At 58.6% G+C, this 13,652-nt stretch carries 11 protein-coding genes and 1 pseudogene; 8 read left to right on the top strand and 4 right to left on the bottom strand.

The window, feature by feature from the left end; translation table 11 throughout:
- Window positions 1-11: 11 nt before the first annotated feature.
- The 3 genes from ACMC5O_RS11005 to ACMC5O_RS11015 all read left to right on the top strand — a co-directional run bounded on the left by ACMC5O_RS11005 (window position 12) and on the right by ACMC5O_RS11015 (window position 3,770).
- Window positions 12-587 carry a hypothetical protein gene (locus ACMC5O_RS11005; RefSeq protein WP_187708757.1) on the top strand — a complete coding sequence of 192 codons (576 nt, stop codon included), beginning with the start codon at window positions 12-14 and terminating at the stop codon, window positions 585-587.
- 121 nt (window positions 588-708) lie between these two features.
- Window positions 709-3,072, top strand: a complete 2,364-nt coding sequence (locus ACMC5O_RS11010; protein WP_426692851.1) for a TcfC E-set like domain-containing protein — start codon at window positions 709-711, stop codon at window positions 3,070-3,072.
- Window positions 3,063-3,770: a fimbrial biogenesis chaperone gene (locus ACMC5O_RS11015; RefSeq protein ID WP_187708753.1), complete on the top strand. Its 708-nt coding sequence runs from the start codon at window positions 3,063-3,065 to the stop codon at window positions 3,768-3,770. Before ACMC5O_RS11010 ends, ACMC5O_RS11015 begins: the two co-directional genes overlap by 10 nt.
- Window positions 3,771-3,907: 137 nt before the next feature.
- On the opposite strand, the gene ACMC5O_RS11020 is transcribed toward ACMC5O_RS11015, so the two are convergent.
- Together ACMC5O_RS11020 and ACMC5O_RS11025 are read right to left on the bottom strand one after the other, a co-directional pair.
- On the bottom strand, window positions 3,908-4,162 hold the full coding sequence (locus ACMC5O_RS11020) for a hypothetical protein (protein WP_426692852.1): 255 nt from the start codon (window positions 4,160-4,162) through the stop codon (window positions 3,908-3,910).
- Between the two features lie 656 nt (window positions 4,163-4,818).
- Entirely contained in the window at window positions 4,819-5,337 is a 519-nt protein-coding gene (locus tag ACMC5O_RS11025) for a MarR family transcriptional regulator (protein ID WP_426692853.1), read from the bottom strand.
- Window positions 5,338-5,739: 402 nt separating this feature from the next.
- Here ACMC5O_RS11025 and ACMC5O_RS11030 point away from each other — a divergent pair, with 402 nt between their 5' ends.
- The 3 genes from ACMC5O_RS11030 to ACMC5O_RS11040 all read left to right on the top strand — a co-directional run bounded on the left by ACMC5O_RS11030 (window position 5,740) and on the right by ACMC5O_RS11040 (window position 8,831).
- On the top strand, window positions 5,740-6,204 hold the full coding sequence (locus ACMC5O_RS11030; protein WP_426692854.1) for a hypothetical protein: 465 nt from the start codon (window positions 5,740-5,742) through the stop codon (window positions 6,202-6,204).
- Window positions 6,205-6,371: 167 nt separating this feature from the next.
- On the top strand, window positions 6,372-8,339 hold the full coding sequence (locus ACMC5O_RS11035; RefSeq protein ID WP_426692855.1) for a putative bifunctional diguanylate cyclase/phosphodiesterase: 1,968 nt from the start codon (window positions 6,372-6,374) through the stop codon (window positions 8,337-8,339).
- A 105-nt stretch (window positions 8,340-8,444) separates the two neighbouring features.
- On the top strand, window positions 8,445-8,831 hold the full coding sequence (locus tag ACMC5O_RS11040) for a PilZ domain-containing protein (protein WP_187708748.1): 387 nt from the start codon (window positions 8,445-8,447) through the stop codon (window positions 8,829-8,831).
- 880 nt (window positions 8,832-9,711) lie between these two features.
- Here the strand turns inward: ACMC5O_RS11040 and arr are convergent.
- Both arr and ACMC5O_RS11050 read right to left on the bottom strand, forming a co-directional pair.
- Window positions 9,712-10,128, bottom strand: a complete 417-nt coding sequence (arr, locus tag ACMC5O_RS11045; protein WP_187708747.1) for an NAD(+)--rifampin ADP-ribosyltransferase — start codon at window positions 10,126-10,128, stop codon at window positions 9,712-9,714.
- 114 nt (window positions 10,129-10,242) lie between these two features.
- Entirely contained in the window at window positions 10,243-10,965 is a 723-nt protein-coding gene (locus tag ACMC5O_RS11050) for an MBL fold metallo-hydrolase (RefSeq protein ID WP_187708746.1), read from the bottom strand.
- Window positions 10,966-11,021: 56 nt separating this feature from the next.
- Between ACMC5O_RS11050 and ACMC5O_RS11055 the strand changes: the two are divergent.
- Both ACMC5O_RS11055 and ACMC5O_RS11060 read left to right on the top strand, forming a co-directional pair.
- A pseudogene (locus tag ACMC5O_RS11055) lies at window positions 11,022-11,192 on the top strand (hypothetical protein); the annotation flags it as partial.
- A gap of 1,376 nt (window positions 11,193-12,568) precedes the next feature.
- A complete protein-coding gene (locus ACMC5O_RS11060; RefSeq protein ID WP_187708743.1) occupies window positions 12,569-12,814 on the top strand; it encodes a PilZ domain-containing protein in 246 nt (81 codons plus the stop codon).
- The last annotated feature ends 838 nt before the right edge of the window (window positions 12,815-13,652 follow it).

Consider the following 13,652-nt stretch of genomic DNA (forward strand, 5'->3'; position numbering starts at 1 on the left):
ATTGCTTTCCGGTGGCGCAGCAGGCCTCTGCCGTCGTCATTTGCACGACGCCAAGCGCCTCGCTGCGCCCCGGCATTTCTTCTCTTCGCGTTCGGCTTAACAGCCGCCTCGGTGCAGTCGCTCGAGGTGCGTTGCTGGCGGCCGCGCTCGCTGCGTCACCGCTGCACGCCCAGAGCAACAATGTCCGAATCACGAAGCTGAGCGACGTAGCGTTTGGCGCGATCGCAAACGTCGGCGCGGATGCGACCAGCAGCCAAAGCCTTTGTGTTTATGCCAACACCGCCATCCAGGGTTACCGGATCACTGCGTCGGGCTCTGCGCCGGGAGGTGCGTTCAGCCTCACGTCCGGCTCCTTCCTGCTCAACTACGAAGTGCAATGGAATCAGGCGCCGAACCAGTCGTCAGGGACCCAGCTTAGCCCCAACGTCACATTGACCGGGCTAATAAGCTCGGCGACCCAGCAAACCTGCAACAGCGGTCCAGCGACTAGCGCCAGCTTGATCCTGGTCCTTCGCAGCTCGGAATTGTCCAGCGCGCGAGCCGGTTCTTATTCCGGGACGCTGACGTTGCTGGTCGGGCCGGAATAGCTTTCCCATGCTCGGTCGAAAATCTTCCACTTTGACCCGGATGCTGCTGGCCTCTGCGGCAACCCTCGCGCCCGCCGTTGCGCATGCGGAGAACTCCAACTCCGCTAGCCTCGGTTTCGAGATGACGTCGCCACCCGCCGGCTTCAGCGAACTGGAGCAGCCCCGCGATTTGGTGGTCGATCTCTATTTCGGCGGTCGGAAGATTGGCGAAGCTCAAATTGTCGCCAAGCCTGGAGTCGTGCGGTTTCGTAATCCGGACCAAATCATCGGCCTGGTTCCGCATCTCAAGTCGTCGCCTGCCCTCGTCACCTCCCTGACGGCAGAGCTCAAGGACAATGCGGGCCTTGCCTGCTCGCAGACCAATTCCGGGCACTGCGGCGAGCTCAAGCCGGACCTCGTAGGCATCATCTTCGACCAAGACCGTTTCCGGCTCGATCTTTTCGTCCACCCGAGCGCGCTGGAGGTCACTCAAAGCGATGAGATCTACCTCGCGACTCCAACTGCCCCGCTTTCTCTCACAAGTTCGATCGGGGCAGCAATTGCGGGGTCAACCAGGGGGTCGACCAGTTTCAATATTCAGAACCGTACCATCATCGGCTTTCAGAACGCGAGAATCCGGAGCGACAGTTCGATCGCTTCGGACCTGGGCCTCGTCTTCGACGATCTCGTCGCCGAGGTCGATACGAGGCGCCATCGCTACTCTGGCGGCCTGTTCTGGGCCCCCGGCGCCGACCTGACCGGCCGCCGACGCATAATGGGTTTCGGATTTGCAACGCAGTTCGACACTCGCGCGGATGCCGATAGCCTCGAGGCTACGCCCCTCATCATCTTTCTGGGCCAGCCGGCGCGCGTGGAGATCCTCGTGGATAACCGGCTCGTGACGTCGGGCAGCTACGAAGCTGGCAACAACTCGGTCGACACGTCGAACCTGCCCGATGGCTCTTACCCACTTGTCCTCAGGATCCGGGAAGCCAGCGGTGCGGTTCGCGAGGAGCGGCGCTTTTTCGTCAAGAATGCCCAAATCGCCCCGCAGGGACAGCTGGTCTATTTCGCTTACGCGGGGCTTCTTGCAAACACGCAGCACAACCAGCCGATCAGCCTGTCGAAAAGCCTCTACTACCAGGTCGGTGGGGCGCGTCGCTTGAGCGAGTCAACGGCGATCGACGCTGCGATCCTCGGCACCGAGAAGAAGGCCATGCTCCAGGTTGGCGGATGGCTTATCACGTCCTTCGGACGCGCTCGGGCCGCGGGCCTGATGTCGAGCGACGGGAGCAAGGGAGCCTTGCTCCAGTTGGGATCTGCCGGAACAGGTCCGCTCAATTTCAACTTCGACGTGCGACGGGTGTGGAGCAGCAATGGCGAGCCCCTCCTTCCGCTGCCGTCCTACGTCGACAACTTTGGCCCGACACCCGTTACCGGCGCCCAGGTTGCTGCCAGTTCCTACACCCAGGCGAGCGGAACCCTCACCTACTCGCTTGGGAGCGCCCTCCTGAGCGTCACGGGTTCCTATCGGCATGACCGTGGTTTCAAGTCGGACTACACCATCGGCCCGAGCCTTTCCTGGCCGATTGTGCGCCAGGGCGGTCTCCAGGTCATCGTTCAGGCCGATGCCCAAAAGAGCCGCACAACGACGTCGGCATTCGCCGGCTTCAGGGTGCTTTACACCGCCGGCGGCTTCTCAACCCTGTCCACTATCGGACATGCCACCTTGAAAGATGGTGGAACGCGAGGATCGAGGTCTCGCCAGGTTGGAAGCCTTAGCGGTCAGTGGTTCTACCAGGACGATGAGCGCACCCAGGTATCGCTCGAAGGCGCGTTGCAGCGCGACGTGGACACGTCGACCGCCCGAGCTAATGCATTTGTGGCCAATCAGCTGGGCAGCGGCCGCGTAGAAGTACTTCACAGTCTGGAAGGGAACGGCGGCACGCAATTCGGGCTTACTCTCCAGACCGGAATTGCTCTTGGCTCAAAGGCCGTTGAAATTGGCGGCCGTGACCTCAATCAAAGCGCAGTCATCGCTTCGATGGCTGGCTCTGCCAAGGATGCCGCGTTCGACGTCCTCATCGACGAGATCGCTCGCGGGCGCGTCTCAGCAGGGAGGCGCCTGCCGATTTTCCTCGAGGCCTACCGGTCCTACAATCTGCGGCTTCGGCCAGTCGGCTCGTCAGCGGTCGACTATGATTCAGCCGTCCGGAAGATCACGCTCTTTCCGGGAAATGTAGAGCACCTGAATTGGACTGCGGAGCAGGTGAGCACAGTGTTCGGTCAAGCCTTCCTGGCGAATGGCCGACCGCTCGCGAACGCCAGCATTTCAACACGTCGAGGCGTTGGCCAGACCGACGATGAAGGCTATTTCCAGATCGACGTGGAAGCCAACGAGCCGCTAACATTCAAGTTCGGCGCGAATGAGACCTGCGGGGTTCCGCTTGTGGGAGCGCAAGTCCAAAGCGATTATGCGTCGCTCGGGAGGGTTGTGTGCCGATAAAGAACCTGCGCGAGTTTCACGTCGGTGCGGCGCTCTTGATGCTCGCCTCAATCGCCTTGCCCGCGTCCCCGGCTCATGCGGAGCTGGTGCTAAGTCAGCTGATCGTGAACCTCGGCGTCACATCGAAAGAACGCGATGACATCGAGATTTGGAACAACTCCGACGAGCGGGCCTACGTCGTTGCCGAGCCGAGCGAGATCTTGGCTCCCGGAACAGCCGCCGAGTCACGTAGCGCAGAACCAGACCCGGAAAAACGGGGACTTCTGGTATCGCCGGCCCGTCTGATCCTAGAGCCTGGGCAGCGCAAATTGGTCCGAGTGGCTGCCATCGGTCCTCGCCAGGATCGGGAGAGAGTATATCGCATTACCGTGAAGCCGGTGGTGGGAAGCATCTCTTCTGCAGAGACCGGCCTGAAGCTGCTCATTGGCTACGATGTCTTGGTGCTCGTTAAGCCAGCAACCCCTCATCCGAGCCTCAGCGCCAGTCGGTCCGACAATCACCTGACCTTGAGAAATGATGGCAATACAAGTCTTGAATTGGCCGATGGCAAGCAATGCGATTCAAGCGGAAAGAACTGCGTCGATCTTCCAAGTAAGCGCCTCTACGCTGGAGCGGAGTGGACACAACAGCTGAAGTCCAACTTACCTGTCGAATATTCCGTGATATCCGACGGCCAGTCAACCCGACGCAAATTCTGATCGAAAGCTGTGTCGTGGTAGAGCGCAAATACTTATCGACGTTATAACTAAGGGCGAGCGCTCCGAGTAACGCTCGCTCTCGTCGATTCGGCAGCTGATGATTTCCGATTGCCGCTGCAATCCAACATTGCAACCCGTTATGCGCTAAAAGGATATAGCGCAGCCGGCAGGCTGTTGAAGTACGCACGAACCGCTCGGGATCCTTCAGAAGATAGGGCGACAAAGATTCGCCGGCCGTCGAATTGATCAGGTTGGCGCACGATCAGGCCATTCTTCTGAAGGGCGCTGATCCACCGGAGCGCCGTGGTAGCCGGAACTCCCGACGCCAGCGAAAGGCTGCTGACCGATACGCGCTTCTGCTCGAGCTCCGCGGAATAGAGGCTGAGAAGCATGTCCCAGGCCGGATCCGCAAATAGATGCCCGCTGAAGAACTCAGCCCGCGCAGCCCTCGCCCGCAGGACATTGCGCAACCATCGCGCCTCGTCACTTCCGCCCCTCTTAGGCCGTGTGTCCTTCGCCAGCTGATGATGAAGTTTGCGTTGTTGGTCCTGATGAACCGGGCGGAATTCAGCAAACGCTTCTTGGGACGCCGACCGCATGAGATTGACCCTCCTCCATATTCTCGATGGAGAGACAATTAACCAACATCGCTAATTCGACTGTAAAACTTTGGTTCAGGTTGGACCGATATTCGGTTCAATTTGAAGCAATCTGGAAAGCCCCGGGCGACCAGAACCTCGCTGAAGTTCGTTGCGTCGCCCTCCACGCCTGCGTTCAGGGCAGCCGGGCGCGACCTCTCGGAATCCTCGGGGCGAGGGCGTCGATAACCCCTTGGAGCCTAGCGCCTACCTCTGGGAGGTCAGCATGCTCGTCCAAGATCTCCAGGGCAGCCGTCAATAGCTGTAGCGCACGGTCACGATGGTGATCATGGAACGAGCGGTCCGAGTCTTCGCAGGTCGCTAGCAATTTTGCCCCCGAGCAGAATGGCGCCGTCGGCAAAACCGAATGCGCTCCCCCTAAGCCCTTTTAACATAAATTGGGGTTACTTCTATTCGGTAAAATTAATGGTATCCGCGAGGTAGGCCTCAAGCTTCTCCCGCCCCTTGTCAGTCAATTCAACGAAGGCGGTTCGCAGGTCGGTCGGGTGTGGTTGACGACTGATCAGGCCCCGGTCGAGCAGATAGTCTATCCACCTGAGAGCAGTTGCTTTGGACGTCCCTGACAACTGAGCCAGCCGGCTCATTGATTGACGCGATGCTCCAGCCATTGCGTAGAGCTGAAGAAGCATCTCCCATGCTGGTTCACCGAACATTGAAGGCCCGAGCAACTCAGCACGCTTTTGCCGGAGAGCCAGGATTTCTCTGGCTCTTAACTCGAGCTGCTCCTGCCGCGTGGGGCGCCGGGCAAGGGCCAGGCGAGCGAGCTCGCTGGCCGTGCCCTGGTTTTCCTCCTCCTCGGAGAGCAGCGCAATAAGCCTCCTGGCATCTTCGAGGTCACGTCCTGACAGGGTGACGCTCTTCGCCAGATCGCGCTTGGTAGCGGGCAGCTTGGGCTTCGGTTCGGACAATGCCAATTCCTGTGGCGATCTGAGAAGACCGACGCCAATATTAGAGCCTTACCGAGCATCAACGGCCTAAAGAGCCTTAAGTTCGATAGCAAGCGATCAGAGGGAGGCGGTGAAGTCCTGCAACGAAACTCGACTGCTGATCCGGCGATCTTGCGGAGGTCTGTTCCCAACAGGCTCATGGATCGAAGCCTTGATGGGAGCACGCCAAAGGCGGGTTTCAAATCCTAGCAATGATGAGTGAGTTCAACCCCGCAGATTATCCCAGATTAGCTCCAAAGTGGATCAGAATTTACCATATTCTCAATCGTTTGGGGCATTCTTGTCGATGCATTGAAAGATCTTAAAGTGCAGTCGACCGTCCGTGGAAATGAGTCGCGATCAAGCCCGCGATCGAATGTCTTCTTGACTGCCGCTTTGGCGGGAGAGGGCGCATCGCGCCCCGTTCGCATACGCAACTTGTCGGTCAACGGAGCCCTCCTCGAGGGTCATGACTTCCCCGAGGAGGGGCGCAAAGCGCAGCTTCGTCGCGGCAGCCTCTGCGTCCAAGGCGAGATTGCCTGGCAGAATGGCAAATTCTGCGGTCTCCGGTTTGACCACACCATTCTCGTTCAGGAGTGGGTTAAGCGCGCCGGATCCGAAGCGCAGTTAAGGATTGATGCTACGATTGCGCAGCTTCGGAGCGGTGCAGAATCGCATTGGCTTGGGCGGTCTTTCGATCGAGCGAATTCCGTCAAGGGCATTGCCGATGAGCTTCTTCAGATTTGCGAGCGCGTCGCTTTGCTCCCAAACATGTCCGTCGAACTGGCGGAGGACTTGCTCAGGATCGAGGCACTGGCACGCTCGTTGGAGCAGGCATCTCTCGCCTGAAGGCCTGCCCTTGATCGCGCCGAACCGTATGGGCGCGCGAAACAATTAGTCCGGATTGAACGAAGTTTTACCATTTATTTCAGGATCGTAAGGCAAGCGCCAAGCCTGTGGCCTTGCACTCTGTCGGGCCGAACTGGACACACCGGCCGAAGATGTTTGCAAAGGTGATGCAACGATTTCTGGACGTCGATCTCGCAACGGCGTCGGGCCGTGCGCTGATCGAAGAGCGCTACCTTTCCCTGCGAAGACAGGTCCCGATTATTTACCTGCTGGGCTTCGTGAACCTGTCCGGGATGGAGCTGTCGACCGCAGGTCGGATCGAAATCGGCCTCAACCTTCCCACCATCATCGCCACCTGCGGGTTTGTTCGCCTTTTCAATTGGTATTGCATGGGCACCCAGCCGAGCCATGAGCAAATGGTCAGGCGCATGCAGCAAACCGTATGGTTTGCGGCAGCCGTTTGCCTGACGGTCTGTGCCCGCTGCCTCTACCTCCTCCATGTCGGCGACGATGCATCACACATGGCGGTCATGCTGTTTGGCGGTCTCACCGCAATTGGCGTCTCATATGGGCTGACAGCTTTGCCAGTGGCCGGGCGCATACCGCTCTTATTGATCATCGTACCCCTATCGTTGGCTTCAATCCTGTCGGGAAATTCACAGTTCGCTTGGGCTGCCTTCGGGTTGGTCGTGGTCGCCGTCCTGACAATGAAGTTGGTGACACTTCACAGCCGGCATCTCGAGGACGTGATCCGCTCACGCGAATTGATTTCGAATCAGCAGGTGCTCGCCGAGCACGCTCATCAGGAAGCAGTTCATGCAGCGACTACCGATTTTTTGACCGGCCTTCCCAATCGTCGCGCTTTCGTCGCGGCGCTCGAAGCGGAGATCGAAAAGAAAAAGCACAAGGACTGGTTCGCGCTCGCACTCCTCGATCTCAACCGGTTCAAGGCGGTCAACGACATGTTCGGGCACGAGGCTGGCGATCGTCTGCTCCAGGAAGTCGCGGCCCGCCTCGTTCGGGCAGCCGGGGCCTCTGGGCTTGTCGCGCGCCTTGGCGGGGACGAATTCGGGATTTTCTTTCCGGGTGTCAGCCAGGCTGCCCGAGCGCGCGCAATGGGATCCGAAATTCTTCGCGAGGTAAGCCGTCCATTGGTAATCGACGGACGGCAGTTCGACGTGTCCGCCTGCTGCGGCTTGGCCTTATCAAAGCCCGAAGACGATCGGTCGCCATCCCGCGTGATGGCCGACGCCGATCTTGCGCTTTATCAAGCTAAAGACGGATCGCCGGACCATCTCATTGTATTCGAGCACCGAATGGAGGCGCCCAGACTTCGGCGATTGCAGATTGAGCGCGCGCTTCAGACAACGGGTGTCGAGCGCAATCTGTCGCTGGTGTTCCAACCCATTGTCGACTTGAGGCGAAACAAGATCATCGCACTTGAAGCCCTGGCCCGCTGGAAAGACGAGGATCTCGGGTCGGTCACACCGTCGGAATTTGTACCGATCGCCGAGCAGCTGGGCTTGATCGACCGCCTTAACAGCCATCTGTTGGCCATGGCATTCCACGAAACTCGCAAGTGGCCGGACGAGATAAAGCTGTCTTTCAACTTAAGTGCCGTTGAATTGTGCACTGCGGGATTCGCCGAGTTGATTTTGGCCCAGCTCGTCGTCGCCGGGCTTGAGACCTCACGGCTTCAGGTCGAAGTGACGGAGACAGCGCTACTTGCCGATTTTGAACGTGCGCGCGGTAATCTGAGGCGTCTGAGGAAGGCTGGAGTCACGATTGTTCTGGACGACTTCGGCGCGGGCTATGCTTCAATCGGATATCTTCGCGAGCTACGGTTCGACCAGATAAAGCTCGACGGTGCGCTCGTAACAGCAGCTCAGGAGAGCGCGGATGGAAAGCGCCTGCTGAGAGCAGTAATTGGGCTATGCGACTTGCTCGGCGTGTCCAGTGTCGCCGAGCACGTAGAGAGCGAAACGCTGCTGACTCTCGTAACCGAACTTGGCTGTACGGCGGGCCAAGGCTTCTGGCTTCAGCGACCCACGACCGCCGAGGACGTGCGGCAAGTGCTAACTGGAAGGGCCGGCAGGACCATCGGAGAGAAGCAGCATGGTCGACGGGCTGCTTGAGAATTAGAAGTTCTCGTCGTTCCGATGCGGATGAGTTGTTAAGGGTCCGTTCGCGCTGACCGGGTATGAGTGCCGTTGTTCGCCAACGCAGGACGGCACGCCGGAATGTTTCATTCGCACCCTGAGACCTGGGCGACTGAGCATCCGCAGCGTCGCGAGTTCGCGCGGATCCAAATCCTTTGCAGGGCGAGAATTCGCATCGGAAACAGGCAATATGCCGGCTACCTCCACAATATCTCCCAGGGCGGGGCGAAGCTACGGACACTCACTCCGATCCGTAGGGTCGGACATGTCATCCTCCGCTTGCCGGATCTCCCTGCGCTTCGATGCCAACTCCGCTGGACGGATTCGTATAATGCGGGTGTTTCCTTCGAGCTTAAGCTTCCCTCCAAGCTGCTTTCGGATTGGGCTCGGGCTCGATCGGGCTTTGGCGACATCGAGCAAGTTACAGAAGCTGAGATTCTTGCATTAGGAAATCTCGCCGCAGACTGATCAGCGTTCCCCGCGCGCATCGTCAGATCAGACGAAACCCCAGGAGGTACCCAAAGGCAGTTTCGGGGCGCTGACAAGATCACTCTCGCGCAGCAGTTGCCGGCAATCGGATCGTCCGAGACACAGATCGATTGCTTTCGAAAGCCCGCTCCAAAAGATCCCAGCAGGGTTCCCGCAAGATCGGAACCAGACTGACGCTATTTTGGAAGGCCCGCGGCGGGGCGCATTTCACAAATGATTTCCGAGAACTGATCCGGAACGGAGGAAGGTGAAGGGTTCGCGTAAGCAGCCACCGGCGATCGGTATGCTATGCTTTGGCTCCTTCTTCTTGCTGACCTAGTCGAACAGTCCCCCCCGCCCCGACAGCAGTCTGCTAAAGTCACCGTAAGGGTGGAAAGAGCATCTACAGTGACTGAGGAGACTTGGTCGCGGACTGGCAATCATGAGCGCCGGGAAGTTCATCGCGTTGGCGAAGACGGCCGGCCCGTCCTCTTGCGCCTGATTGAGCACCAATAAGGTCGCCACAGCTCGCGTCGACGTCCGCTCGTCTAGTCGCGGTCGGCCCCGCCCTTCCGCCCTACTGATGGCTCGGAGGAATTGATCGCTTCTAACAAATCGCGGAACTTTCCAGATTTAGGCAGGGGAAACGCTTGCTTCAAAGCAATGCCAACGTACTCCTCGGAGACCCGGCGCGCGGCCGCGCCCATTTCGTGTAGTGATCCTCGCTTATCCCTGTTGTTCATCACCCACCACGCGGGAACGAACCGTTGAAACCTGAGCTGGTTTCAGGAGTGCTATCGCCGACGTTTCTTGGAGAGATCGCTAAACGCCAGGGCTAATGTCCGCCTTCGACCCATTGCGGACATGTCGGATTGGATCTTCAGTCCTCAATAATCTTGGCGGTCCCTGCCTCGTGCAGACGCGCGATATTCTCTCGCATTTCCTCAAGCCGTTCGTGCGAATGGCCAACCCAGTCCTCGACTTCCCCAGTCACTCGCAGCGGGTCGAGTGAGCGATAGGAAGCGGTCATATTGCCAGGGAATTTCTTGTCCGTGAGGTTGGGGTCGTCATCGAAGGGCCCGGTCGGCTCGACAGTGTAGATCCTTCCGCGTCCCTCTCCCTTGGCGAGTTCCGCACCCCACGTCGCCGCTTCGAGCGTGGCCGTAAAGTAAATGTGCTTCAGCCCGCGCTCCACGAAATTGCTTCCGTAGCCGGGTCCGAGCAGATCGCCGACGCTCAGATCTGCCTTGGTGCCGTGGTAGAAGATCGTGCCGGCAGCAACGTCTTTGGCGTACATAAGTTCGTCGGGCTCCTCGTCAGGTCCGGAGTGCCCCCGGCTAGACGATCAGATGACCGCCTTCCACCCGTTGCCGACATTCGTTGATCTTGGGCACGGTCCGAGAATGGCGGATCAGGCAGCCGCTTTCAGCAGCCCAGCGTAATAATCCGCAAGTCGATCAAGTGCGTCTGCGCCTTCTCCGAAAAAAGTCGGGCCGTGCATGAGGGCCAGCGTAGCTGGCTTCAATTCCGCGAGCCGCCGAAGCGTGGGCGCGGTGGCGGGCCCAACGCTCGACGAGTGAAATGATTCCTCTGCCGCTATGGCTGCAGGGACGATATCGTCCCAGGTCGTGGCTTGACTCCCGAACTGCGTGAACAAATCCCCGCAGAAAAGAATGCCGCTTGTCTCCTCGAACACAACGCCTGACTCCCACGCGTGCGGTACGTGCGGCGTGTCGATATAACGGACGCGACGGAGGCCGGATGTTATCAATTCACCATCCGATAAGCAGCGGGGAGGACGATCGGCGAGATCGTTAAGCGAAACCATGCAGGCGGTGGTGCCATGCGCGACCTCTGCTTGCGGAGCCGCCTGAAGCCATAGGTTCATGGCTCCGCACTCGTCTGCTTCGACGTGCCCGAAACTGATCCACCGCAAGCGATCCACGGGCATCACTGAGGCAACGGCTTCGCGGAACAACGGGAACATGCCGCGCTGACCGGCGTGGAAGAGCAATGGCTCCTCGTCGACAATGAGGAAGCTGTTGAAAACGAAACCCTCCGGCGATCCCATCTCGGGCACGAGCACAGACATCCGAAAGATTCCGTCGGCAAGCTCGGTAACTTGGGCAGTCACGGACGTTCTCCCTGATTCGAATTGACTGCACATGTCAGTGCAATTAATCTTTCCCCATGTCAAATTCAAATGCACAGCCGCGTGTATCGAAAACGCGCCAATACAGGCTTGGCAAGCGCGCTGAGAAGCAGGAGCTGACCAAGCGGCGAATCGTCGAAGCGGCTGTCGATCTTCACGCTAGCGTCGGTCCCGCGCGTACCACCATCGCCCAAATTGCCGAACGGGCCGGCGTCCAGCGACACACCTTCTATGCGCATTTCCCGGACGATCGGAGCCTGATGAACGCTTGCTCGTCTTTGGCGCTGGACCGGGATCCGCTCCCGGATGTGGAAAACTGGGCGAAGCATCCCGCGGGTCGCGTGCGCATTCGTCACGGTTTGCAGGAGATCTACGGTTGGTACGCGCGCAATGAGCAGCTTACCTCCTCAGTGCTTCGCGATGCGGAGGTTCACGAACTGACGCGTGAAATTGTAGATCTGCGAATGGCTCCGACATTTGAGCGGGCGGCCGAAATCCTCGGCGAAGGCATAGATGAGCGCTCCCACGCGTTGCTTGCCGTGGCACTCAATTTCAGTTGTTGGAAAGTCCTGAGTACATCGGCTGATGTCAGGAACGCCGCCGTCTTGATGTCTCGCGCAGTGTTGGCTGCTTAAGTCCCTTTTGACCCATGGCGGAAATTAGGTGATGAGCCTCACATGTTGATTGCAGATTGCAATTGATCGGCTGCTGAGCCACAAAAAGTCCGTCAGTGTGTCGCGTCAAGGCCAGTGCAGCTCGGGCACTTGCCAATTCCTTTTTCGCTGCTGGCGGGTTGTTTCTCCTTATCTTGAGAGGAGTTGATGCCCGAGCACCGACCGAACTGCCAAGTCCAAGCCGCAGAGATTGTTTCGCAGATCATTTGCGCTCGGAGTTACCGAGCAAAACATTTCGGACCTGCCCTCTTTTCGGACCCCGCTTGGGATATGTTGCTCGTCTTGTTCGTCGCGAGCGTGCGCGAACAGATGGTCACCGCAACGGAATTGGCGAAGGCAACGGCAACGCCGACCCCAACCGCCATCCGTTGGATTGACGTCCTTGAACGGGATGGCTTGCTCCAGCGCAACGATGATCCGGGGAGGGCAGGATATGACGATGTGAGGCTTTCCGTCCGAGGAAGGGCCGCGATTTACCAGTGGCTGGAGGATTGCAGGCTGACTTCGTTCTTCACTCTTCAGCATTCTGAAGACGAGCTTGGAGGTGGGCGTGACTTCCGAAAATAGCGACGATCGAGGTCGCAAGCTGGGCAACGCCAACTACAATTTGCGCATGGCTCTGAGGAAGTGTCGTGAGCGGCTAGACCAGATCGAGGAACTGCTCCTGCTCTCGAAACAGGATAATCAGGCGAGTAAATGAATCGGTTACGAAGCCAGACACAGGGTTTTCCAAGCTCACCGCCTCATCGTCTAGCAGACAGGCGGATGAGCCGAGGCCCGTTAGCTGACGAGCAACGCCGGCTAGCAGGCCTCACTGATGCCGCCCGGCTAAATTGCTCCAGATCGGTCCAAACCTAAGGTCATCTTAAGTAGCGTGGCCCGAGCCTGCTGGCCTTGGTTGGAATCTGACAATGAGCGAGTTTCCAAAGCGTCCGGATCGCGTTTCCACTAATGAGCCTTGCAGGATAGCGCGGGGCGACGGCGCGATCGTCCAGGGCACACTCCTGAATCTTTCTAACTCCGGCTTTTGCGTGAGCGCCAAATGCAATTTCGTGGAACGCGAACGGATCGAGGTCCGCATATTCGGGCTTGGGCGACTAAGGGGCACGACCCGTTGGGCGAAAAAGGGTCGAGCGGGCGGGATGCTGGACGTCTGAATGTATGGACGAACAATAAGACTCGCCGACGCCGGGGGGCATTGCCAAACGCGACGGCGGGTCCCGGAGCGTCCTTAGCGCAAGGTGCAATCGAAAAGTGGAAAAGGCGTCGAACAGTTCCGCACGTCCGCTGACCCTTCGACGCGGAGCGGTCATGATGGGTATTGCGAGCTTTAGCGCAATGCGCAGCCGCGCGCCCAAGCCGTCAACAGCAGCGTGATGAAGGCCACTGCCATGCACCCGCACGGATTGAGATTGCTCAAGCCTCGATTGTGCTGATCGTGCGCAGAATGGAGGACCATCAAAGCCACGTAACCGAAGCCGACGAAGATAAAGAACCCTAGCGCGATGAACAAACGACCGGCAGTGGAATTGATCTCCAAGAGCCCCGTAGGCATCACCAAAACCGGCGCTTGAGATGAGACGGATCGTCAGCGTGCGCTAACATAACTGAACTTGGCCTCCTCGATTTGGACGACCTTGGTACACGCAGAAATCGCTTGTGCCGGCAAAAGGAATGCTAGTCTCATACCAATTCCTAATAGCATGCAGAGTTTCATCTGACCGCGATCCATTTTTGAGGTCGCTCAGGGGCGTTGGCCCGCAAACTGAGAGCAAATTCTGCCCACGGCCAATGTCAGCTTCCGACCCATTGTGGACATTAGGATCAACCTGCATTGTGACCGCATGAAGGGTAAGCCATCGTTCGCAGAGAGAGTTGGCCACTCCTTTCGTCGCAAACTGTTTCTTTCGATGTGGGGAAAGGGAGCGCTGGTTATTCTCGCTGCAATGCTCCTACTGCTCGGCCAGCTCGGTGGCAGACGCGAGGCTGTTCTCT

The sequence above is a fragment of the Sphingomonas sediminicola genome (genome assembly GCF_049991885.1).
Taxonomy (GTDB): Bacteria; Pseudomonadota; Alphaproteobacteria; order Sphingomonadales; family Sphingomonadaceae; genus Sphingomicrobium; species Sphingomicrobium sediminicola.